This is a genomic window from Prevotella melaninogenica (genome assembly GCF_018128065.1).
GTDB lineage: Bacteria > Bacteroidota > Bacteroidia > Bacteroidales > Bacteroidaceae > Prevotella.
Genome location: NZ_CP072359.1, coordinates 1,340,046 through 1,363,830 on the forward strand (window position 1 = coordinate 1,340,046; position 23,785 = coordinate 1,363,830).

Below are 23,785 nucleotides of genomic sequence, written 5' to 3' on the forward strand. Positions count from 1 at the left end.
AAAACTCTTGTTAAGAAAATTAATGAAGTAAGTAATATGCATTACTCAACCTTTTGTGGAAGCGAAGAAATTGGTACAACTTCATTTCTAACAACATACCAAATATAGCCAGACACTTTTTCATAACCCATACGCATTAGTAAACTCATATAGCGTTGTACCTGCTCGTAATATTCATCTCGTGGCTTACCAAACTTGAAGTCTACCACAATTATCTCCTTTCCATCGGTCATTACACGGTCGGGGCGATATTCATGTATATCTCCACTCTCCTTATCGTAATCAAGAATAGTACATTCATTAAAGAGTTTCCATCGTGAACTGAACCAATCCTTCACTTTGTCATTGCTCAGAGCATTTGCTATCTTATCCTTCAACTCTCTTGACGTAACATCATCATTATATATAACTCCTTCTTGTTCTAACTCCTTCAAGCGTGGTTCTATATCAGTCTCAGTGAGAATCGTAGAGAAAAGTTGATGAAGAATATTACCAACCTTTATATAACGATTTGCATCTGACGAGTCAATATCCTCACCATTGATAAAGTCATGACTCTTATTACTTTGTCTGAAGCTAACAGGGTGGGGGAAAGTCTCTATCTTTAACTTATATGTCTTAGGAGTGAGTTCAAAAGGGTTCTCCGTAGACTTATCCTTTTCTACACGCTTAACACACTCCGACAGAGTACCAAATTCAAAGCTGATGGGTTCATTTCCACCAGCATCATCAATTGTTGCTCCAGTCAACTCCTTAGCAAGTTCATTGATAACTAATTGTATAATCTGTGAACGATCTGTAGTCGTATAACCATTTTGTAGTTTAGTAAAAGTTGTTTTAGAAGCCTTTTTCCCAGTAATAAATAGATTCTTTCCAGCACGTGTAAAGGCAACATAAAGTAAGTTCATGTTATCAACTGTATTTTGTAGATGCTCCTCCTTATAATCGTCTTCAAAGACAGTACCTAACATCTTTTTGGAAAAATCAACTGGAATCAACGGTAATTCACCATAAGGTTTCTCCTTATCATCACCTGGACACCATATTGTATTACCATTTGTTTTCTCTAACTCCCAATCACAGAATGGAATCAGAACGTTATCATATTCAAGACCTTTACTCTTATGAATAGTTATCAAGCGTATTCCATCAACTTCATCACTTTGAATAGTATTACTTGAAAGAGTGTCTTCCCATTCTTCGATGAAATCGTCAATATCAGCAGGATGGTCTCTCAAATACTCATTCAGTGTATCGTAGAATGTACATACGTATGCACTCTGACCTTCAAGACTGCCAAGATTAAAGAGCGAATAAATCTCATCTACAAGGTCAACAAGCGATAGCCTTAACAAAGACTCAAAGTTATCAACATAATCGTTTGGTAAAAAATACTTTATATCATTAGTACTGGCATCAACAAACAAAGCATTACTATCTCTCCCTGTCTGCAAAACTTGTTGCTGATAGAGCTTAATCAACTTACCCTCTGTAAGCTTATCATCTGGATGCATAAGTAGGCGGAGAGCAGCAATAATAATATTGACAGCTAACGAAGCATCTAATTGGAAAGCTTCGTCGGAGACAATACTAACATCTGTACCAAACTCTTTAAAGAATTTATCCGCAATATCTTGAATAACGCCTTTTGATCGAACAAGGATAGCAATATCCTTTTGTCTATAACCTCGAGAAAGTAGTTCATTTATGTTACCAACAAGTTCATTAAGAACATTCTCTTTATACTCTCCAGCGATACTCTTATTATAATGAAAGAGCTTAACACGTACACATCCCTGTCTGCTTTCCTTTCTTGGTTTCTGTTCAATCTCTTTGTAAGCTTCATTTAATTGAACAGCGTCTTTAATATTATTCTTTTCCAACTCTTCCACCGTTTGCTTTACAGCATACGTAAAGAAAGCGTTGTTAAATCGTATTATATTCTCTTCTGACCGATAGTTCGTGTCAAGCGGTTCAATCTTTATTTGTTCGTTAGAGAAGTCATGCTCAATATTATTTAGCAATTTCCAATCACCTTGACGCCATCTATAAATACTCTGTTTAACATCGCCGACAATCAAGTTATGAGATTCTATTTGTGCCATACAGTTATCAAGTAACTTGCGGAAATTGTTCCACTGAATAGTACTTGTATCCTGGAACTCATCAATCATAATATGCTTCAAGTAAGCTCCCATCTTCTCAAAAACGAAAGGCGTATCAGAATCTTTCATTAAGGTGCTAAGCAATGACTGCGTGTTACTTAGCATAAATCGGTTCGTGTCTTTGTTTATCTCATCAACTGCTTCTGAGATAGCATGTAAAAGACGAAGTTGAGAAAGATGCCTAAGTGTAAGATTGCTGGATTGATACTCCCACCAGCATTCTTTCCGATACTTTTCTAATAGTAATAAATCATCATGCCATGATTCAGATATAAGAGCACCGATACGCTCTTTCTCTCTAACTGGACATTTCTTCAATAACCAATTATCTGGACTATCAAGACATTTCAACACATTTGCAGAGGGTCCATCATCAGAAGGTTCATTCTCTGCCAATTTAGCGATATATCCATACAGTCCTTTGATTAAGTAACTTGTATCAACACCAGCATCACTTATTTTTGAAGCATCTTTGCCGCATGCTCTTTTACCTTCTTTGGACTATCCTTACGTCTCTTACGCAAATCCGTGATGAAATCGTTAAAAAAGGAAGCATTACTGAACAGATTATCAAGTTCGGCCTTATGGTCTTTATAGAAATCCTTAAAAATATTCTTTCCAAAGTCCTTTATCTGTCCTATGACATTCCAACCTTTGTCATCTTCTATATTCTTATCGATATAATCGCGAATCCAACTCAGAACCTCTTCCCCCTCTTCAAGACTATTAATCAATTCATCAACAGCCTGTGCCTCTACTTGCTCATCATTAAGGTCTATACGAAGATTAGCCGTAAGATTCAACTCACGAGCAAGATTACGCAATACAGACTGAAAGAAGGCATCAATCGTTTGTACACGAAATTCATTATAATGATGGGTAAGCAGTGATAACGCTTCAGCAGCATTCTCACGAATTGTTTGCTCAGGAAATCCACTCTTCTGTAATACCTGTTCATAATATGCCTGCGAATCTGGCAGATTATGGGCAATACCGTACAGTTGAGAAAGAATTCTTGTTTTCATTTCCTGCGTTGCCTTATTAGTAAAGGTAACAGCAAGAACCTTCTTATAATCTTGTGGATTTCTTACTACTAAGGTAATATATTCTGATGCTAAAGTAAAGGTTTTACCAGAACCCGCTGATGCTTTATAAACTGTTAATGCTTTTTCCACCATAAATTAAGTAAAGATTGATATTAGAGTCTGACGCAATAGGTGAACATATCGGGGAAGAGTTCCTCTATATTTCTTGGGTTCTGTCCAAAGATACCAAAAATAGTACTGCCACTTCCCGACATCTGCGCATACAAAGCTCCTTGTTCATACAGTTTTTCTTTAACGGTAGCCAATATAGGATGTATTGCAAAGATAGGCTTTTCAAAATCATTAGTCAACTCTGCGCGCCATGTGTCAATTGGTTGACGGACAATGTCACGACAATTCTTGATAGGCTTTTTAGGCGTAATACCAGCAAATGCTTCAGCTGTGGAAATAGCCACATTAGGTTTTACAAGAGCAAGGTAATACCCCTCTAAATTATTCTCTTCATTGTCTACTGGAGTAAGAATCTCTCCAATCCCAGTTGCATAAGCCATTTCTGAAGTGATAAAAAAGGCGCAGTCAGCACCCAATTGAGCTGCATAACGTTCCATCTCCGCATTACCCATATTTAGTCGGAAACGCTCATCAAGCAGTCGGATCATATAAGCAGCGTCAGCAGACCCACCACCAAGTCCAGCTTGCGTTGGGATTCTCTTCACAAGATGAGCATGAATACGAGGAAGTTTATAATCCTGAGCAAGAAGACGATATGCCTTAACAACTAAATTCTTACTCTCATTACATTCCACAACATTACCTGTTATCTTTAAGTCAATAGGAGTAGGAGAGGGAAACTCGTCATCCATCTTCTTTATCTCCAAGGCATCACATAAAGGTACTGGATAAAAAACTGTTTCAAGGTCATGATATCCATCAGGACGTTTTGCAACAATATTTAAACCAAGATTGATTTTACAACAAGGAAAGGTAATCATAGTCTGAAAATATAATTTAAAGATTCTTTTCTGCAAAGATAGTAAAAGCTTAGAAGATTAATGTTAGAAATGGAATATTTTTTGTAATTTTGCCAACGTATGCCAGAAAGAAGTAATAATAATAAAAGCACTCGTAGGACCAAGCAAGCTCCTATTGATACGACATTCGGTCATCTCCAACCACAGGCAACTGACATTGAAAAAGTTGTTTTAGGTGCGCTTATGATTGACAAGGATGCCTTTACAGTTGTCTCTGAAATCATTAAACCAGAAACATTCTATGAATCTCGACATGAAAAGATTTATGAGGCTATTCAATCTTTGAATCTACAGCAGAAACCTGTAGATATTATGACTGTGGTTGAAGAGCTCCGTCACAAAGGGACACTCGAAGATATTGGTGGACCTGCTTATGTCGTGGAGTTAAGTTCTAACGTTGCTTCTTCTGCACACATTGAGTATCATGCACATATTCTTGCACAGAAATTCTTGGCACGTCAACTTATCCAGTTTGCATCAATGATAGAGACTGATGCTTTTGATGAAACCGTAGATATTGATGAGTTAATGCAGAAAGCTGAGGGTGCTCTGTTTGAGATTTCTCAAAAAACATGCTTCAGGATTATGTGCAAATTGATACAGTTGTTGAGCAAGCCCACCAACTGCTTCTCAAGGCTGCAAACAACAAAGGTAGCTTAACAGGTGTTCCAAGTGGTTTCCATGACTTGGATAAGATTACCGCAGGTTGGCAAGCATCCGATTTAGTCATTATTGCAGGACGTCCTGCTATGGGTAAGACTTCCTTTGCGCTTAGTATTGCAAAGAATATCGCCATTGATTATCGTAAACCAATTGCTTTCTTCTCTCTTGAGATGAACAACGTGCAGCTTGTCAATCGTTTGATTTCAAACGTCTGCTCTGTACCTGGCAACAAGATTCTTAATGGACAGCTCACACCTGACGAGTGGGAACGCTTCGACTCAAATATCCGAAAGATGCAAGGTGCACCTATCTATATTGATGATACACCAGGACTTTCTATCTTTGAACTTCGCACAAAAGCACGTCGATTAGTGCGCGAACATAAAATAGAGGTTTTGATGATTGACTACTTGCAGTTGATGAATGCTAACGGTATGCGTTTTAACAGTCGTCAAGAAGAGGTTTCTACGATTAGCCGTTCCTTGAAAGGACTTGCGAAAGAGTTGGATATACCAATCTTAGCACTGTCGCAGTTAAGTCGTGCTGTAGAACAGCGCGACCCGAAGGAGGGTAGACGTCCACAATTAAGTGACTTGCGTGAGTCTGGAGCCATTGAGCAGGATGCCGATATGGTTCTCTTTGTGCACCGTCCAGAGTATTACCATATTCTGCAAGATGATCATGGAAACGATCTTCATGGTATGGCACAGATTATTATAGCGAAGCACCGTAAAGGTGCAACGGGTGACGTGCTGCTTAACTTCCGTGGTGAATACACTCGATTTGCTAACCCTGAAGATTTGGACTTGGCAGCTCCAATACCTAATGATCCATTGGGAGGTGAGATTATTGGCAGCAAAATGAATGACGATCCGATACCACCACCTCCAACAGGAGATGTGAGGGCACCTTTCTAAACAAAGTGGATTTATTTGTCACAATCCGCATAAGAGTTGTGAAATTATATTACAAAAATGACGACTAATGAACTCTATTTTAGTTCAAATTAGCCGTTATTTTTTGTATTTGTAACTAACAAGATGTCAAATAGTTGTGAAATGCGAAAAGAAAAGGTGCTTAGTTGGGCTTCAAAAGGGCGTTAGTAAGCCTTCGAAAGGGCATCTTTTAGAAGCCAATTGGGCGTTAATTTGAATGCAATTAAGCCTCAATAAAATCAAAAGATATGATTTAATTTTACAAAACAGAGTAATTTCCGAAAACAAAACAATAGCAAGTTTGCTAATAATTTCTACTCTATCTACTAAAATTTATATTTTTGTAAAAATTAAATTCTAAGTTTATTCATTGATATATGTGCGAATGGCATTCGCCCAGACCTCATATCCTTTATTAGTAAGATGAAGACCATCACGACAATAGTCAGGATGCATTTCCTTAGAATTAATACCTAAAAGTGGATGATAAAGGTCGATAAAAACAAGATTATTGGCGGTACAATAACGCTTTAACTTCTCATTTAACTGAATTATCATATCTTCCTTACCTTTAAGTAGTTTCCAAATACCAACATTTTCATTTAAAGGTAAAAGACTTTGTATATAAAGTTTGGTTCTTGGACACGTTTTACGAATCGTCTTAATAACATTAATAACACCTTGAAATGTACGCTCAACCGTCCATCCATGACTTAAATCATTTGTTCCACACTCAAAGAATATCTTACTGGGATTATAAGGTAAAATCTGATTTAATCGTTTAAGAATTCCTCGACTATCATCGCCAATAATTCCTCTATTGATTATCTTTTTTTCATTCGGAAAGAATCGATTCCAGTCTTTGCCATATTCAGAATGACTATCTCCCAACATGACAATAGCATTATTAGGCAATGCCCCCTCCTGATTGAATTGATTCACTTTGATATTATAGTGTTTTGAGCCATGAAACGTAACGTTCTGGGCTTGTATTGATAGGGTAGTAACTGAAAGAATGAGACAGAATAATATTTTTTTCTTCATATAAACACTTGTTTACCACGTCAAACTATTAGAATACAGAGTATTAATCTGATATATTCCTAACTGCAAAATTAAGGAAAAAGATAGAGATATAAAAGGAAAAGTCCGGTTATCTATTCCATAGGAAAGGATAGCCTGACTTTTAAATAAGAGGATTCTTAAATAATTGTAGCTTCTAATAATTCATGTAACGCATAACCTTTCGGAAATAAGCTTGTGTCTTTGCTACGTTATATCGAATACCTCCGCTCCATAAACGGATAGCTTTCTCAATACTGTTCAATGGATTGTGGAAACTCTGGATGATTACAAACATCTCCTTTGACTTCGTAGCACTAAATCGATCAGAAAGTGAATAACGCTTGTTACTACCAGTACTCTTGAGAATGTTGTTACACTCTCTTACCAAAACAGGTGAAATCTGCAGTACACCAACATAAGAACCATTTACGGCTGCTGGATTACCCTTGCTTTCTATCTGAATGATTGCTTTCATTACTGGTTCCCAATCAAAACCATCAGTTGTGGCAGACACTTCAACATGTGAAGCGAAAATCATTAAGAAACAAATACTTACTACTTTTAAAATTCTCATCATTAAAAATTTTCCGAAACCTTGGAAGAGTAGGTCAATAGAGCTACTCTCTACGGCGTGTTCCTATGTGAGAATGAGTTACTACCACGCCTCAGTTTCATGTTAACGTTGCAAAGTTACGAAAAATAATCCTGATACACAAGACTTTAACATTTAATTTATAAAGTTAAGAATGAGGTTAAGATGGAATAAAAGTAAACTTTAGTTGCTCGGAGTCGATGAAATCATAATATTTTTGAACTATAAGCAATTTGTAGCATTGAAAAAGAATGTTTACCTTTGTAATGAATTTAAGTTTTCAGATAGCATGTTGTTGAAGCTTTGCTCACTAATATGCTTGATAAATCCAGACAGCCTTTATAAGTCAAGATAATAGATGATAAAGCGTAAACGTAGGCGCAAGAAGCAAGGGCGCAGTAAATACAGTTTTTGGTGGTGGTTCTGTGCTGCATTAGCGGTGCTGATAGTTGTCCTTATCATTGACTTAAAACCATGGCATAAACGTCGTACTGTTGTTAGTAATGAATGGCCTTATCATGATATTACAAAGGGTCCTTACACTAATGATTTTGATGGTCTTGACATTTCACGCCATCAGGGGAAAATACATTGGGATGAGCTTGTTGAGGAGAATTCACAACTACGCTTTGTCTATATCAAGGCAACAGAAGGTAGTTCTATTGTTGATCCGTTCTATAAGAAGAACTTTAAGTCTGCCAAAGAAAAAGGCTTATTAGTAGGCTCTTACCACTTTCTAACTTATCGAACCTCTATGGAACGTCAAGTAGATAATTTTCTTGCAAACATTGACCTTAGTCAACAAGACTTACTATTACTTGTTGATATTGAGAAAGATGGCACACGCAATTGGGGACGTGAAACCATTCAGAAGAATCTTGCCGAGTTTATCCGACTAATAAAGGAACGAACAGGGCACTCACCAATGATTTATACCAATGAAACCTATTATCAACAGAATCTCTATCCAGAGTTTAATCGTTATCATCTGTTCATTGCAAACTATAATATTCAACCACAACTGATTGGTACTAAATATGATATATGGCAATTAAGTAAGCGTGGTAGAGTTCGAGGAATATGGACATACGTAGACATTAACCAGCTACGAGAAGGCGTGTCCGTAGATGATTTCAAGATGCCAAAATAAGGAGATTGTACTGATTTTATCAGCAATCGGTTACAATCTTATTGACGATACAGATTTTGTCAGTTGACTTATAGCTTGCTTTATTCAGCGAATTAAAATCGGTTACATTACGATAGATACTTGAGAAGGCAACGAGCTTGTTTCCCTTAATGAATAGAAGCGTGCAGATACTATCAAACAAAGTATTGTCAAGGATGGCAGCCCTGTCCCCAGCATAGCCCATATCGATATTCTCATCAGAAGCTGTACGACTATCATAAGGCTTAATAACTATCATTGTATCCCAATCTTTATCTTTATATAACTCATGAACAGAAAAACAAGTTTCGTTCTTCCGAAGCGTTTGTAAGTTATCATTCAAATTTACCTCACGGTAAGGTACATTGACACACCAAATAATTGCACCGATGAGGATGACAGAAAAGAAGATTAGTAGTAGGGTCTTTGTTTTCATATTATTGTAGTTAACAATCTAAATTATATCTGGTAATATAACACCACGTGTCAAGAGAAAACTTGTCCAGTTTATCTATGAGCCATAGAAAACCAGACAAGTATAGATTTAAATTAAAATCATTGATTGCTACTAAGCTAAACCTTCTATCTGACCACGTACAATGTCAATCTTTTCAGCTTGAGGTATTTTTGGTAAACCAGGCATACGCATCATTTCGCCAGCAATAGCAACAATCATCTCAGAACCGCCATTGATAACAAAGTCACGGATGGTGATATCAAAGTTTTTAGCTACACCCACCTGTTTTGGATCCTCACTGAAAGAGAATTGTGTCTTAGCTATGCAGACAGGGAATCGTTCCATTCCCCATAATTTAATACGAGCGAGCTTATTGAGCGCCGATTTCTTAAAGATAACAGAACGAGCACCATAAATATTCTTGGCAATCTTGTTTACCTTTTCCTCAATACTATCATCATCAGCATAAGTCATGTTGATTTCTTTCGCTCCATGCTTATCAATCGTTTCTACGACAAGATGGGCTAATTCTTCTGCGCCTTCACCACCTTTCAAGAATACATTGTTTTCAGCAAAACCAACACCCAACATTTTACAATGATCAGCAAGGAGTGCAATTTCTTCCTCTGTATCGTCACCATATTTGTTAAGTGTAACAATTACTGGCTGTCCAAAACGTTGCATATTTTCAACATGACGATCAAGGTTTGCAAAGCCATCTACAAGTGCTTGACGTTCCTGTTCGCGTGACGCACCGTCAACAAGTCCACCATGCATCTTCAAACCACGTAAAGTTGAAACAAGAACAGTAGCACGAGGAAGTATCTCAGCTTTACGACATTTGATGTCCAAGAACTTCTCTGCCCCAAGGTCGGCACCGAAACCAGCCTCAGTTATAGCATATTCGCTTACTGACATCGCCATCTTGGTTGCAACCAAACTGTTACAGCCATGGGCTATATTCGCAAATGGTCCACCATGAACAAAGGCTGGTGTTCCCTCAAGTGTCTGAACAAGATTAGGCTTAATAGCATCCATCAGAAGTACTGTTATTGCACCAGCTATGCCAAGGTCGCGTACTCTAAATGGTTTGTCGTCAAAGGTGATACCCAAAACCATATTCTCAATACGGCGACGGAGGTCTTGCTCACTGTCGGCGAGACATAATGCTGCCATTATCTCACTTGCTGGCGTAATATCAAAACCTGATTGCGAAGGTAAACCATCTGTAGAAGCTCCCAGACCTGTAACGATGTTGCGAAGGCTACGATCATTTACGTCCAAAACACGCCTCCAAAGAATCTGTTTTAATGTAAAACCTTCACTTCGATGCTGATAAATATAGTTATCAAGCAAGGCGGCAATCATATCATGTGCACTCGTGATAGCATGGAAGTCACCCGTAAAATGAAGGTTAATCTTCTCCATAGGCACAACCTGTGCGTATCCTCCTCCAGCAGCACCACCTTTCATACCGAAACAAGGACCAAGACTTGGCTCACGTAGAGCAAGAACAGAACGTTTACCAATGCGATTTAATGCCATTGATAAACCTATACTAACAGTAGTTTTACCAATACCAGCACGGGTAGGGGAGATTGAACTAACAAGCACAAGGCGATTACAAGCTACTCGCTCTTCATTAATCAATGAAAGAGGAACTTTCGCCATATACTTACCATAATGTTCTAAGGAATCAGCTGGGATACCAACCGTAGCTGCTACTTCCTCAATTGGCTTCATTTTACATGAGCGTGCAATTTCAATGTCAGATTTCATAGTTATATTCTTTTTATAAAGTTATTGTCGCAAAGATAAAAATAAAATTTGAATATAACTACTTCTTGTGGAAAAAGTTTTATGCTTTTAATATCGTTTTGACAAAGAAACAATTTCACTTAATTTCTTATCGGAAAGACTATTTTTTATATCTGGTGTTCGCCTACATTTCCATGATTAGTCAATCTTTGGTGCCATACCATTCATTATAATGACTATTGTTAACCATTTTTGCCCTTTAATACCAATGTGCTAATGCCCAACACCATCCGTGCTGTTGGCAAACACCAATTGTGTTAAGCATTAACATAATTATGTTTAGCATTATATATTCAAAGGAGTTGACAATGAAAGAGTAAACTATTTAGGGTTTATTGGAGAGAACAATAATCTCTAATAAATGGAATGACATATTCTTTAGTTAAAGCATACTAAAATAAGGAGTTTGCACTCCAAATCAAAACTGCATAACGCAGCACCTTGCCGATTGTAATACTCAAAACCGACAAAGCAATATTAGCACGTGTGAGTCCTAAGACAATGGTGATAGCACTGCCAAGAATTGGAAGAAAAGCAAAGAAGCCCATCCATGCGCCTCGTCCACCCATAAAACGATAAGCTCTGTCTAAAGACGATTGCTTCACATGGAAATAACGTTCAAGCCACTCCAGCTTACCCAATCTGCCAAGACCATAATTTAGCATTCCTCCTAATACATTACCGATACTTCCATAAACAAGTAATAAAATGGGGTCTACTCCAGCTGCAAGTAACGCAAGCATCACCGCTTCGCTACTAAAAGGTAAGAAACTACCTGCAAGGAATGCTGATAAAAACATTCCCCAATAACCATAATCTACGAGTAATTGTGTAAAAAAATCCATAAGTTGAATAGGGTGATGATAAGAGCTGAATATAAGAGAATCAGAAACATCCAATTGGTTATCCTTGTACGTGTAAGCGCAAAGAAATGTGCTATTAAAGGTGCTGTTGTAACAATCATTACACTCAACAAAGCATCATAGTGCTGAGGTTGGAGGAACATAAAAACTATTGTTACGACATCTATTGTTATAAAAATCTGATAGAACAAACGTGTTCTTATATTGTCATTACGCTTCTGGTTTATAAAATGAGCAATACCTATCATTGCGCATATTAGTACAAATGACAATGTTAATATCTGATTAATATTCAATAATTTAAAATTGAATGGCTCAGCAAACACTGTAATCTTAGCAAAATGATTTAAAAGGATAGTTATATTTCCTTTGACAGCCAAATATCCAGCATAGAACCAATAAGGAAGTATTATGCCGAGTAAAGAAGCAACAAAATTGCGAGGACTCATCGAAAGAATATTTGTACGCATAATGATCCAAAGTATAGGAAGGAAGAATAAAGCTTGTACCCAAACGATACTTGCCATACCTATACAGAAAAAAGCATAGAAAGTCCAACCTGGTGCATGTGTATCCTGATAGCAACGAAATGCAAAAGTATAGAAGCCAACAAAGCCCAACATGATGATAGCCGCTTGAATAGAGGGAAACATGAAGACTGCCATGGTAGCAAAAACCAAAAACGAGCATGAAACCATTCTACTATAGATACGAATAAGTGCATTGGCATTATTCAGTTCCATCATAAGATAAGTAGACAACAAGAGGCAAATACCTGGTACTATTACAGCAAGGTTATATAAGCCTGCTACAATCCATACAAGAGCAGCCGCTGAGACAACGTATGCTTGTGTCCAGCGGCTTTCTGCTATTCGATTTTGAATGCGTTTTTGTTGCATAATACATAATATATGGAGATAGCCATATAAGTAATGCTATATCATAGAACTTAAAAGTTATCTCCTTTCCTTTAAGAAGCTAAGACTATAAGTCTTGTCCTATATCTCTTCTAAAGTATTTATCTGTAAAATCAATCTTCTGAGCTTCTGCAAAACTCTTCTTAAGTGCTTCTTCTTTGTTCTCACCATAAGAAGACACAGCGATAACACGACCGCCTGCAGTAACAATCTGACCATCTTTCACTGCTGTACCGCTATGAAAGACAACAGAGCCTTCAATCTTTTCAAGTCCTGTAATTGGATAACCTTTTACATACTTTTCCGGATAACCACCACTGACAAGCATTACGCAGACTGCAGAACGTGAATCAAATTCAACCTGTCGTTGATCGAGGTTACCCTCAGCAACTCCTTCAAAGAGGTCAACGATGTCACTCTTCAAGCGCAACATGACACTCTCAGTCTCTGGGTCACCCATACGACAATTGTACTCGATTACCATTGGCTCACCGTTAACATTAATCAAACCAAAGAAGATAAAGCCTTTATAATCAATACCCTCTGTCTTCAAGCCATCAACGGTTGGACGAATAATGCGCTCTTCTACTTTTCTCATCCACTCCTTTGTGGCAAATGGAACAGGAGTAACACTACCCATACCACCTGTGTTTAAGCCTGTGTCATGTTCACCAATGCGCTTATAATCCTTTGCTTCTGGTAATATCTGGTAGTGTGTGCCATCTGTGAGGACAAATACTGAACACTCAATACCAGAAAGGAATTCCTCAATAACAACCTTTGCTGAAGCATTACCAAACATACCGCCAAGCATCTCACGCAACTCTTTTTTAGCTTCTTCAAGCGTAGAAAGAATGAGAACACCTTTACCAGCTGCCAAGCCATCGGCTTTTAAGACATAAGGAGCCTTGAGCGTTTCAAGAAATCGCATACCCTCCTCAATAGTCGTACCATCAAATGTTTCGTAAGCTGCTGTCGGAATGTTATGACGTTTCATAAATGCTTTGGCGAAGTCTTTTGAACCTTCCAGTACTGCACCAGCTTTTGAAGGACCAATAACAGGAACATTCGCGGTACGGCTATCTTCCTTAAAGCAGTCATAAACACCATTTACCAATGGGTCTTCAGGACCAACAACAACCATATCAACTTTCTCTTTGACAACGAAGTCCTTCAGTTTATCAAAGTCATTTACTCCGATTGCAACGTTCTCACCAACTGCTCTCGTACCAGCATTACCTGGTGCGATGAAGAGTTTGCTACACTTTGCACTCTGTACAATCTTCCATGCTAAGGCGTGTTCGCGCCCGCCGCTACCTAAAAGTAATATTCTCATAAAGCTTTGCCCAGCCCCTCCGATGAAAGGAGGGGAGTGCAGACTTGCTGCACAAGGGTATTTATTAATTGTTAGATACGATTATAAGCAATGATAAAGCGTACTTTTAATTATCATCAAACACTATTTTAAAGGCTTCAGATAATCCTCAAAATACTGAGTAATACGCTCATGCAAGTGTACACTTTGATGTCCACGCATGTTATGGGGCTCACCTGGATAAACGAAGAAGTCTGGTTGTGTGCCAGCTGCAATACAAGCCTTCAAGAAGGAATAAGCGTGCTGAGGAACAACAACAGGATCATTTAATCCTATAATAATCTGAAGTTTACCTTTAAGGTCCTTTGCCTTTGTTAGGAGTGAGGTCTGTGCATATCCTTCTAGGTTAGTCTGTGGAGTATCCATATAACGCTCACCATACATAGCCTCATACCATTTCCAATCGATAACAGGTCCGCCAGCAACGCCGACTTTGAAAACATCAGGATAATTAGTAATCAATGAAGTTGTCATAAATCCACCGAATGACCATCCATGGACACCCATACGGTTCTGATCAACGTACGGAAGAGACTTTAAGTATTTAACGCCTTCCATCTGGTCTTTCATCTCCTCTTGACCAAGGTGACGGAATGTTGCCTGTTCAAACTCCTTTCCACGATGCTCGCTACCACGGTTGTCAAGAATGAAAAGTAGGTAGCCTTTCTGTGCCATATAGGTCTCCCAACCACGTGAACCCCAGTTCCATGAAGCCTCAACATTATGAGCATGAGGACCTCCATATACATAGATGACTGTAGGATACTTCTTGTTAGGATCAAAATTAACTGGCTTCACCATACGCCAATACAAGTCTGTCTTACCATCTGCAGCCTTTATCGTACCATTTGAATATTTAGGAACTGTATATCCGACCCAAGGATTAGCAGATGTAAAGTAATCATGACGCTGTGGCTTACTATCCAAACTAATGATTTCATACTTGTGAGGCACAGAGGGTTCACTGTAACTATCCATAATAGCATTACCATCTTGACTTAACTTTGGATAGTGATAACCACGACCATTATCAAGCAATGTGCGCTTACCTGATGCTACACTAACAAGCCAAACATTGCGCTGAATAGGGTTACACTCGTTAGAAACATAAACAATACTCTTCTGTTTGCTATTGAAGCCGAGTACATCCATCACAACCCACTTGCCACTTGTAATCTGTTTAACTTGTCGACCATCCTTGTTGAAAAGGTAAAGATGATTGTAACCATCCTTTTGACTCTGCATGATAAACTCATTGTCATTCCATGGTAAGAACTGAATAGGATGACATGGTTCAACATATTTTGCATCCGTCTCACGATAGAGCTCCTGTAGTTTAGCTCCCGTAGTAGCATCATAAGAAACCAATCGGCAATCATTCTGATCACGATTAAGTTCAAACATATAGACTGTCTTCTCGTCTGGACTCCATGCGATGTTAGTAAAATACCGATCAGTTGGGTCACCTGCTTGAAGATAAATAGTCTTACCTGTTGTAAGATTATATACGCCGACAGTTACCTTATGAGAAGTTTCACCTGCCATTGGGTATTTTATAATATCAGCCTTGGCTGCACGTGACTCCCCCTTTACAGGTTTCCAATCTAATTCAGGAACATCAATTAGCGGATAGTCTGCAACCATACTTTGGTCCATACGATAGAAAGCCAAACGATTTCCCTTTGGACTCCAGTAAAGTCCACCGTTGATACCAAACTCATCACGATGTACACTCTGACCATAAACAATATCCTTTGAACCATCTGTTGTCAACTGGTTTTCAGTTCCTTTCGCATCTGTAACATACAACTGATGATCCTTAACAAAAGCAGTAGCACCAGAAACCTTATTCCAATCGCGAGCCTGAAGGGCAGAAGGACGACTCAATCGTTGTACTAACTTATGTTCCTTAAAGTTAATATAAAGGTCCTCTTTACCATTCTGAACCATTACAATAGGACGTTCTGCATAAGGGAACTCAGCACCATAAAGATGACGTATAACCTCATCAGAAGCTGACAATCCAGCCCATTTGTTGATATCATCCAGTGAAAAGAGTACCGCCTCTTTACCTGTCTTTTGGTCAACTAACGAACAGTTGTTAAGGTCTTGACGAACTAATTTCCCTCCCCACCACGTGAGATAACGCGCCTCAGGGCGCATGTTGTAGAAGTTTTTACCACCAAAGTTCAAATCCTCAAGTGTAAACTGCTTTTGTGCCATACTTTCAGTAGGACATAAAAGTCCTGTGAAGGCACAAAGCCCCACAAGACCAATAAATGATTTAATCTTCATGTTTATATGTGTTTTTACCACGGAATCCTCCGCGCTTGTTAGATTTATCAAACCTTTTACCGCCAAACTTACGGTCATCATCGCGGTTAAATGAGCGTCTACGGTCGTCATCACGTCGGAATGAACGCTTACGGTCGTTGTCTCCTCTTCTGAAAGAACGTTTGCGGTCTTCCACATCACGATCGAAACGAGGACGACGCTCACGGTCTTCACGGAACTTACCACCGCTAAATTTGTTACGCTCTAAGCTATGGAAAGTAAATGAACGAATATCTGCTTCAGCATTCTCTTCGTTTTCATCAAGACGTTTCTTAAACTCACGTTCTTTCTTAAAGCGATGCTTCTGAGCCATCTCACGTTTCTCTTCTTCAGTCTTTACGACACCACCTTCATGTCGGAAGTTGCTCATCTTACCATCAAACATCTGGTAGCGACGGAATTCACACTCTAAAGAGCCATTGTAAACAGGAATCTTAATACTTGGTTTTAATCCTATCTGGCGGAAACATTCCTCACGATAAGATAGGATCCAAGCCTCACTCCCCATAAATTGATGCTTTAATCGTTCACCAATCATCTTATAGGTCCCAAGCAAGTTTGGTGTAGAAATACGCTCACCGTAGGGAGGATTCATCACGATGATGCTTTTTTCATTTGGTTGTGTGAAGTCTTTGAAGTCCTGTTGTTCAATGGTTATATATCGAGAAAAACCAGCTGCTGCAACATTCATACGAGCTGTATTGACAGCTTTCATATCAGTATCATAACCATAAATATGATGTGTGAACTCACGTTCTTGTGAGTCATCATTATATATTGTGTCGAATAATTCCTGATCGAAATCAGGCCATTTCTCGAATGCAAACTCCTTACGGAACACACCTGGAGAAATGTTACGGGCGATAAGAGCAGCCTCTATGGGCAATGTACCAGAACCACACATTGGGTCGATGAAATCAGTCTCACCATTCCAGCCTGTCATAAGAATCATACCCGCAGCCAAAACCTCGTTCAATGGAGCCTCAACACTCTCTTGACGATAGCCACGACGATGCAGTGACTCACCACTTGAGTCCAACGACAGCGTAGCATTATCCTCTGCAATATGAATATTCAATCGAATATCAGGATTGCTGACAGAGATATTTGGACGCGTACCTATGCGTTCACGGAACTGGTCAACAATAGCGTCCTTGACCTTGTAAGTAACGAAGCGTGAATTTGTGAACTCCTCAGAATAAACAACAGAGTCAACAGAAAAGGTCTTTCCAGGGAGGATATATTTACTCCAATCAATCTTCATTACCTGATCATACATATCTTCAGCACTCTTCGCCTTGAAATGTGCGATAGGTTTAAGGATACGAATAGCTGTGTGTAACTGGAAATTAGCACGATACATCATTTCCTTGTCACCTGTGAACGACACCATTCGGCGTCCTATCTGTACGTTATTGGCACCTAACTGTGTCAGCTCTTTTGCTAATACTTGCTCCAAACCCATGAAGGTTTTGGCGATAAGTTCAAATTCTTGCATTTATGTTATAAGTATTTTTATTTACGATATTAAATGATTCGTTGGACAGAATATTATATTCCTCCACCATATTCAAAGTCGGTATCGAGGATATCTGTTTTGTTTTGTTTGTACTTCTTAGAGCATGGGCGCATATCTCTCGTGACCCAAACATTGGCTCCTATGACACAGCCTTTCCCAATCGTAATACGACCAAGGATTGTTGCATTGGCATAAACAACAACATTATCCTTTAGGATAGGATGCCGAGCTATTCCTTTAATAGGATTGCCATCTTTGTCGAGTGGGAAGTTTTTAGCACCTAAGGTCACACCTTGATAGAGCTTCACATGATTTCCAATAATACAAGTTGCGCCAATAACGACACCAGTACCATGGTCAATGGTGAAATGTGTACCAATGGTCGCAGCAGGATGGATATCAATACCTGTCTCTGAATGCGCCATTTCTGTAATCATACGTGGGATAAGTGGCACATTCTCCAATACTAACTCGTGTGCCAAACGATAATTTATAACAGCTTTGATAGCTGGATAACATGAGATGACTTCTCCCACATTGGCAGCTGCTGGGTCACCATCAAAAGCAGCTTGTATATCTGTTGAAAGTATTTTACGTAAGGCTGGGAACTTAGCAATGATACGTCCAGCTATCTTATCAGCCTCTTCTTGCATACAACGACGTGTGTCAGCAGCATTCGGGCAATGGCAGTCTTCATTGAAACATAGTCCTGCCATTATCTGTCTACAGAGTAGCTTTTGTAGTCGTTCAACGTTTACACCTATCTGGTATTTGATAGTTTCAAAATTTACCGACGAGCGACCATAAAAGCCTGGAAAGAGAATAGAACGTGAGAGCATTATTATCTCTTCCAATTCAACAGCTGATGGCAAAGGGTCACCATCACGATGCTCATGGCAAATACCCTGCAAAGCTTCTGAATCAGAAAGCTTATCAATAGTCTGTACGAGCTGCTGAGTGATGTCTTGTTTACTCATTGATACTGTATCGAGATGTAATTACGTTGCAAAGATAATGATTATTATCGGTTTTTTATGAGTTTGTTCAAGAAAAATATGCTAATTTTGCAGTGCTTTTCAAGCACCATTACAGGATAATTTATATTCTAAAAGAATCTTATTCAAAATGTTTCAAATATTTAAATGATGAAATCCAAAATATTTCAACGTTCCATTCATACTATTTTCTTGTCAGCTATTTATGTAATAGCATCTGCATCAACCACTTCTCATAGGTCTTCACAAAACATAAAATGTCAATATGATGGTATTGACGTATCACATCATCAAGGCAAAATTAACTGGAAAGAAGTGGCAAAAGACAAACAAATACAATTTGTATATATCAAAGCTACACAAGGAACAAGCGTGAAAGACAAGAACTATGAACAGAACATCAAAGCTGCACGACGCCAAGGCTTACGTTGTGGCTCTTATCATTATCTTTCTTGCTTAACATCAATTAGGTCTCAATTTCGTAATTTTCAGAAAACGATGAGAGGGCACAAGCAAGACTTGATTCCTATGATTGACGTAGAACGCGAGGGTGTAAAACGCTGGAGTAAGAAACAAGTACAAGACAGCGTTGCTTTATTTACGAAACTAATAAAAAAGAAGTATGGAAAGAAACCACTTATTTATTCACATGTAAAGTTTTATAATTCTCATCTTAGCCCTCGTTTTAATAACTACTTCCTTTTCATAAGTAGGTATAGTTCTGTGCGTCCATCTATTAAAGGCATAGGGCGACATAACATCTGGCAATTCTCAGATCGTGGTAAAATACGTGGTATTTCAGGACATGTTGACCTTAATCGTTTCATGTTAGGAACATCCCTTGCAGACATTCGCTTGTAGCTATTTACAATTATTTAGGGTTGTTGTAAATGAAACATAAACAAGGGAAAGGATATGTCAAGCGAATAATTTATTTGTACTTTTGTAACGTATAAAACTTAGATGATCAAGATTTGCTCTTTTTAACAGGAAGGGTAGGAGCGTATAATAGCCTCTAAAAGACGAAAATATCAACAGTTTTTTGAGTCATAAGTACTATAAACTAATAGCAAATATTACATCAATAAAGAATTTAATAAATATGTGTAAAACAACTATGAACAAGATAATTATATTATTCCGAGCAGCAATACTATTATTATTACTTTTTACTATAAGTAATGTTCGAGCACAAGAGTATCACGAAACCCCACCGCTAACATTTCGTCCTTTGCTTCAAGAACTTGGAACAGAACTGATGCAAGGTAAGAAGGGGAGTATCGTTGCGATTGATCCTGCAACGGGAGAAGTTCTCTGTATGGTGACAAATTCACCTACGGGTCCTAATGATGCTCTTGCCATTGCGACTGCTTATCCTCCTGGCTCAGCAATTAAACCTGCGCAAGCACTGACTTTTCTTGCAGAAGGAATTGTCAAACCAGAAACGAAGATTGCCTGCCATGATGGTTTTCGTGACGGAAATATAAAGGTGAAATGCCACCCTCATTACTCGCCAGAAGCACTACATGGAGCTATAGCAGTGTCTTGTAATACTTGGTTTCTGAAGTCCTACCTCTCTATGTTAAACAACACACAGAAGTATGGTTCAAAGGAGAAGGCTGTTACTACTTGGTGGGAATACATTACCAGTATGGGACTTGGTGGACCATTGGGTATCGACATGGTAGGCGAAAAGGGCGGTTTAGTAGCCAATGTGAACTATCTCTCACGTCGTTATAAGAACAACTGGGACCCAAAGACCATCATGTGGGCTGGTATGGGACAAGGGGATATAACAGCAACACCGTTACAGCTCTGCAATTTAGCAGCAACAATAGCTAATCGCGGCTACTTCTTCACGCCACATATTCATAAGAACGTGGATTGGTCACCTCTGCCTTCACGATTCTTGACTCCACGACAAACTAAGATTCCTCCTTACGTTTATGCAAGTGTGATTGATGGAATGCGATTAGCTGTTACAAGGGGAACAGCAACAGTACTCAAGGGAACAACCTACCCAGTTTGTGGAAAGACAGGAACAGCAGAGAATGCAGGGAAAGACCACTCTGTTTTCATCGGCTTTGCACCCATGGATGAGCCGAAAATTGCCATTTCTGTCTATATTGAGCATGGTGGTTTTGGTGCTGATGTAGCTGCACCAATAGCTGGCTTGGTTATGGAGAAGTATCTTAAAGGGAAACTAAGTCCAAGGTCACAAGCCATGGCAAAACGCATTGAGCACATTAACACAATGGACAAATAATCTAACGATAACAATAAAAATCATACAACTAAAACCCAATAGATGATTAATAACATTTCTGTTAAGCATCTATTGGTTTCTTAAAGATGCCCTTTTGAGGTCTTATCAATGCCCTTTAAAACCTTAATGAAGTAGCTTTTCTTTCAGAATTATGCAGTTAATTGATAATCTAACAATTGCAAAAAAAACAACAAGCATAACTATTCAGGAATAGTCGATATTGATTTTTGGAAAACAACTGACTTACTAAAAGAGTTTTGTATTAGGCAGAAACTTTCTTTTCCGTATGCAAACAAGGCTCTATACCCATGTTATTTTGCATGGTGTTCAGCCTCCGCACATATGGTGTTTACCAACAGCACCACATGTGTTGGGCATAAACACATGTGATGAAGATGGATAAAGAGAGATGACTTAATTATTCTTTTTATAACTAACTATAGCCCAACCACCCATAAAGAGTCCAATACCCGACAGAGCAAGAACTTGATGAGCTATACTACTGAAGTTTCCACCTCGTATGAATACCGTTCGAATGGCATCAATGAAGTAGCTTACAGGGTTAATATAAGTGGAAAGATAGACCAATGATGGCATAGAGCGCGTCGGTGTAAACAAGCCTGAGAGCAGCAAGATAATAATTTGAAAGAACCACATAACAAAGATAGCTTGCTGCATAGTATCAGAATAGTTTGAAACAATCAGTCCGAACGCAGAAAAGAACAGTGCCAACAACATCGAAAGCAAATAGATGAGTGCAACATTGCCCACTGGAGTTATACCATACAATAGCCAGGCAAGTAGCAGGCAGACGGTAACGATGAAGAGGGCAATAAGCCAATAGAGAATCAGCTTAGAGATAATGAAGTCCCATTTACTCACAGGTGTCACATTCATTTGTTCTATCGTGCCAGTTTCCTTCTCGCTTACAATGTTGAGTGTTGGCAAATAACCTGTCATCAACATCATTACCATTGCAAACAAAGCAGGTATCATAAAGAGTTTGAAATCAAGATGTTTATTAAAGAGGAATAATGTAGACACCTTTTCTTTAATTGCCTTAGCCGAGGGCTGTGCATTGGCTGTAACAATCTGAGATAGATAAACCGCGCCTATAGATCCTTTTGTTCCATTGACGGCATTGGCAGCGATAAGCACCTCTGGTTTCTTTCCCAAAGAAAGATCACGACCATAGTCTTGTGGTATCACAAGCGCAATATCAGCTTTTGACTTTTCAATATCATTGACAGCCATTGCATAATCAGGCTGCAACGCATGAAAAAGAAAATAGGTGTTATGAGCAATTTCCTGCACCAACAACTGTGATCGTGTGGAATGATCATTATCTACGACATCTACTGCAATATTCTTTACTTCCATATTCATAATCCAAGGCATAATACACATGGTCGAAATAGGGAACATCATTATCAATCGTGGTAGAAACGAATTGCGACGTATCTGCGTAAATTCTTTCCTTAAAAGATATTTCAATATCATAGTTTTCTATTCTAATCGTACTTTAAAATTAGCTAAAGCAAGGGATAACAAACCTACAAGCATTGCCATGAGAACCATTAGTTCAAAATAAACTTCTTTTATATCGACACCCATAATCATCAGTTTTCTCATTGCACTGTTATAGTAGCGCGTGGGGATTATTGCCGATATATATTGTAATATTTCTGGCATTGACTCAATAGGAAACACCATACCCGACAGCATGATGATTGGCATCAATAACACCATTGCTGATAATAGCAGAGCAACAAGCTGCGTCTTTGCCACAGTTGAGACAAGTAAACCTAATGAGAGTGCCAAAAGAATATATATTGCTGAAATGACAAATATCCATAACAAGGAACCTTGTAATGGCACTCCAAGCACAAAAGCGGACATAAGGAGTATCACTGTAAGGATAACGAAGGCCAACACTAAATATGGAATTAGTTTTGCCACAACAATCATCAAGGGACTTGTTGGTGAAACAAGAAGTACTTCCATAGTGCCTTTTTCTTTCTCACGAACAATAGAGATAGACGTCATCATCGCACAAACCAACATCAGCAAAGTACCCATGATAGCAGGAACAAAGTTATAAGCCGATTTTAATTGTGGGTTATAAAGCATCTTCGTATTGACGATTTCTCCGTCAATATTGGCTATAACAGCATTTGCATAAGTGCTCCATTGTTGTGCCATATTAGGGTCTGTACCATCGACAATAAGTTGATAGCCACTTTTCCGACTCGCAAAATCGGGTGCAAAAACAATCGCCATATCTGCTTTCTGCGCTTGAATAATCTGCTTGGCTTCTATAGGAGTGGCCACCGTCTTTGTTATTTTGAAGTATTCTGATGCTGCTAAACGATTAATAACCTGCTGCGTAGCATAATCAGCATTGTCCATCACGACAACAACCCGCACATTCTTTACGTCATTGGTAATAGCAAAACCAAAGATTAGCATCATAACAATAGGCATACCAAAGAGCATGAGCATCGTTCGCTTGTCGCGAGTGATATGCTTCGTTTCCTTGACTATAAATGATAAAAATCGACGCATATTTTTTATAA

The 23,785-nt window shown here is 38.6% G+C and carries 16 protein-coding genes and 2 pseudogenes; 4 read left to right on the top strand and 14 right to left on the bottom strand.

Annotated features, from left to right (window positions below):
• Positions 1–41: 41 nt before the first annotated feature.
• Positions 42–3,340, bottom strand: a pseudogene (locus J5A56_RS05410) (UvrD-helicase domain-containing protein).
• A 23-nt stretch (positions 3,341–3,363) separates the two neighbouring features.
• Positions 3,364–4,203: a 4-(cytidine 5'-diphospho)-2-C-methyl-D-erythritol kinase gene (gene ispE, locus J5A56_RS05415; protein ID WP_021671545.1), complete on the bottom strand. Its 840-nt coding sequence runs from the start codon at positions 4,201–4,203 to the stop codon at positions 3,364–3,366.
• 99 nt (positions 4,204–4,302) lie between these two features.
• Between ispE and dnaB the strand changes: the two are divergent.
• Positions 4,303–5,822, top strand: a pseudogene (dnaB, locus tag J5A56_RS05420) (replicative DNA helicase).
• A 381-nt stretch (positions 5,823–6,203) separates the two neighbouring features.
• Here the strand turns inward: dnaB and J5A56_RS05425 are convergent.
• Positions 6,204–6,884: a GDSL-type esterase/lipase family protein gene (locus tag J5A56_RS05425; protein ID WP_021671547.1), complete on the bottom strand. Its 681-nt coding sequence runs from the start codon at positions 6,882–6,884 to the stop codon at positions 6,204–6,206.
• Between the two features lie 175 nt (positions 6,885–7,059).
• On the bottom strand, positions 7,060–7,482 hold the full coding sequence (locus J5A56_RS05430; protein WP_021671548.1) for a hypothetical protein: 423 nt from the start codon (positions 7,480–7,482) through the stop codon (positions 7,060–7,062).
• Positions 7,483–7,855: 373 nt separating this feature from the next.
• On the opposite strand from J5A56_RS05430, the gene J5A56_RS05435 reads away from it, so the two are divergent.
• The gene (locus J5A56_RS05435) at positions 7,856–8,647 is read left to right on the top strand and encodes a glycoside hydrolase family 25 protein (RefSeq protein ID WP_021671549.1); all 792 of its coding nucleotides are present in this window, start codon (positions 7,856–7,858) and stop codon (positions 8,645–8,647) included.
• 19 nt (positions 8,648–8,666) lie between these two features.
• On the opposite strand, the gene J5A56_RS05440 is transcribed toward J5A56_RS05435, so the two are convergent.
• The 8 genes from J5A56_RS05440 to J5A56_RS05475 all read right to left on the bottom strand — a co-directional run bounded on the left by J5A56_RS05440 (position 8,667) and on the right by J5A56_RS05475 (position 18,925).
• On the bottom strand, positions 8,667–9,101 hold the full coding sequence (locus tag J5A56_RS05440) for a hypothetical protein (protein WP_021671550.1): 435 nt from the start codon (positions 9,099–9,101) through the stop codon (positions 8,667–8,669).
• 132 nt (positions 9,102–9,233) lie between these two features.
• The gene (locus J5A56_RS05445; RefSeq protein ID WP_021671551.1) at positions 9,234–10,901 is read right to left on the bottom strand and encodes a formate--tetrahydrofolate ligase; all 1,668 of its coding nucleotides are present in this window, start codon (positions 10,899–10,901) and stop codon (positions 9,234–9,236) included.
• Positions 10,902–11,332: 431 nt separating this feature from the next.
• Complete coding sequence (locus J5A56_RS05450; RefSeq protein WP_021671552.1) at positions 11,333–11,785, bottom strand: YqaA family protein; 453 nt, start codon at positions 11,783–11,785, stop codon at positions 11,333–11,335.
• Positions 11,758–12,702: a hypothetical protein gene (locus J5A56_RS05455; protein WP_021671553.1), complete on the bottom strand. Its 945-nt coding sequence runs from the start codon at positions 12,700–12,702 to the stop codon at positions 11,758–11,760. The genes J5A56_RS05450 and J5A56_RS05455 overlap by 28 nt, the downstream gene beginning before the upstream one ends.
• Positions 12,703–12,787: 85 nt before the next feature.
• Positions 12,788–14,056: a phosphoribosylamine--glycine ligase gene (gene purD, locus J5A56_RS05460; RefSeq protein ID WP_021671554.1), complete on the bottom strand. Its 1,269-nt coding sequence runs from the start codon at positions 14,054–14,056 to the stop codon at positions 12,788–12,790.
• A 123-nt stretch (positions 14,057–14,179) separates the two neighbouring features.
• Positions 14,180–16,390, bottom strand: a complete 2,211-nt coding sequence (locus tag J5A56_RS05465) for a S9 family peptidase (protein ID WP_021671555.1) — start codon at positions 16,388–16,390, stop codon at positions 14,180–14,182.
• Entirely contained in the window at positions 16,380–17,927 is a 1,548-nt protein-coding gene (locus tag J5A56_RS05470; protein ID WP_021671556.1) for a THUMP domain-containing class I SAM-dependent RNA methyltransferase, read from the bottom strand. The genes J5A56_RS05465 and J5A56_RS05470 overlap by 11 nt, the downstream gene beginning before the upstream one ends.
• Positions 17,928–17,980: 53 nt before the next feature.
• On the bottom strand, positions 17,981–18,925 hold the full coding sequence (locus tag J5A56_RS05475; RefSeq protein ID WP_021671557.1) for a serine O-acetyltransferase: 945 nt from the start codon (positions 18,923–18,925) through the stop codon (positions 17,981–17,983).
• Between the two features lie 168 nt (positions 18,926–19,093).
• Between J5A56_RS05475 and J5A56_RS05480 the strand changes: the two genes are divergently transcribed.
• Both J5A56_RS05480 and J5A56_RS05485 read left to right on the top strand, forming a co-directional pair.
• Positions 19,094–19,804, top strand: coding sequence for a glycoside hydrolase family 25 protein (locus J5A56_RS05480; RefSeq protein ID WP_211815503.1), 711 nt, complete (start codon positions 19,094–19,096; stop codon positions 19,802–19,804).
• A 256-nt stretch (positions 19,805–20,060) separates the two neighbouring features.
• Positions 20,061–21,209: a penicillin-binding transpeptidase domain-containing protein gene (locus J5A56_RS05485; protein WP_021671559.1), complete on the top strand. Its 1,149-nt coding sequence runs from the start codon at positions 20,061–20,063 to the stop codon at positions 21,207–21,209.
• A gap of 414 nt (positions 21,210–21,623) precedes the next feature.
• Here J5A56_RS05485 and J5A56_RS05490 read toward each other — a convergent pair whose 3' ends face one another.
• Positions 21,624–22,709, bottom strand: a complete 1,086-nt coding sequence (locus J5A56_RS05490; protein WP_021671560.1) for an ABC transporter permease — start codon at positions 22,707–22,709, stop codon at positions 21,624–21,626.
• Between the two features lie 6 nt (positions 22,710–22,715).
• Positions 22,716–23,774, bottom strand: coding sequence for an ABC transporter permease (locus tag J5A56_RS05495; protein ID WP_021671561.1), 1,059 nt, complete (start codon positions 23,772–23,774; stop codon positions 22,716–22,718).
• Positions 23,775–23,785 lie beyond the last annotated feature (11 nt).

Bases quoted from the DNA above. Each gene is read 5' to 3' on its own strand.
- ispE (WP_021671545.1), bottom strand. From the start codon at position 4,203: ATGATTACCTTTCCTTGTTGTAAAATCAATCTTGGTTTAAATATTGTT.
- J5A56_RS05425 (WP_021671547.1), bottom strand. From the start codon at position 6,884: ATGAAGAAAAAAATATTATTCTGTCTCATTCTTTCAGTTACTACCCTA.
- J5A56_RS05430 (WP_021671548.1), bottom strand. From the start codon at position 7,482: ATGATGAGAATTTTAAAAGTAGTAAGTATTTGTTTCTTAATGATTTTC.
- J5A56_RS05435 (WP_021671549.1), top strand. From the start codon at position 7,856: ATGATAAAGCGTAAACGTAGGCGCAAGAAGCAAGGGCGCAGTAAATAC.
- J5A56_RS05440 (WP_021671550.1), bottom strand. From the start codon at position 9,101: ATGAAAACAAAGACCCTACTACTAATCTTCTTTTCTGTCATCCTCATC.
- J5A56_RS05445 (WP_021671551.1), bottom strand. From the start codon at position 10,901: ATGAAATCTGACATTGAAATTGCACGCTCATGTAAAATGAAGCCAATT.
- J5A56_RS05450 (WP_021671552.1), bottom strand. From the start codon at position 11,785: ATGGATTTTTTTACACAATTACTCGTAGATTATGGTTATTGGGGAATG.
- J5A56_RS05455 (WP_021671553.1), bottom strand. From the start codon at position 12,702: ATGCAACAAAAACGCATTCAAAATCGAATAGCAGAAAGCCGCTGGACA.
- purD (WP_021671554.1), bottom strand. From the start codon at position 14,056: ATGAGAATATTACTTTTAGGTAGCGGCGGGCGCGAACACGCCTTAGCA.
- J5A56_RS05465 (WP_021671555.1), bottom strand. From the start codon at position 16,390: ATGAAGATTAAATCATTTATTGGTCTTGTGGGGCTTTGTGCCTTCACA.
- J5A56_RS05470 (WP_021671556.1), bottom strand. From the start codon at position 17,927: ATGCAAGAATTTGAACTTATCGCCAAAACCTTCATGGGTTTGGAGCAA.
- J5A56_RS05475 (WP_021671557.1), bottom strand. From the start codon at position 18,925: ATGAGTAAACAAGACATCACTCAGCAGCTCGTACAGACTATTGATAAG.
- J5A56_RS05480 (WP_211815503.1), top strand. From the start codon at position 19,094: ATGAAATCCAAAATATTTCAACGTTCCATTCATACTATTTTCTTGTCA.
- J5A56_RS05485 (WP_021671559.1), top strand. From the start codon at position 20,061: ATGAACAAGATAATTATATTATTCCGAGCAGCAATACTATTATTATTA.
- J5A56_RS05490 (WP_021671560.1), bottom strand. From the start codon at position 22,709: ATGATATTGAAATATCTTTTAAGGAAAGAATTTACGCAGATACGTCGC.
- J5A56_RS05495 (WP_021671561.1), bottom strand. From the start codon at position 23,774: ATGCGTCGATTTTTATCATTTATAGTCAAGGAAACGAAGCATATCACT.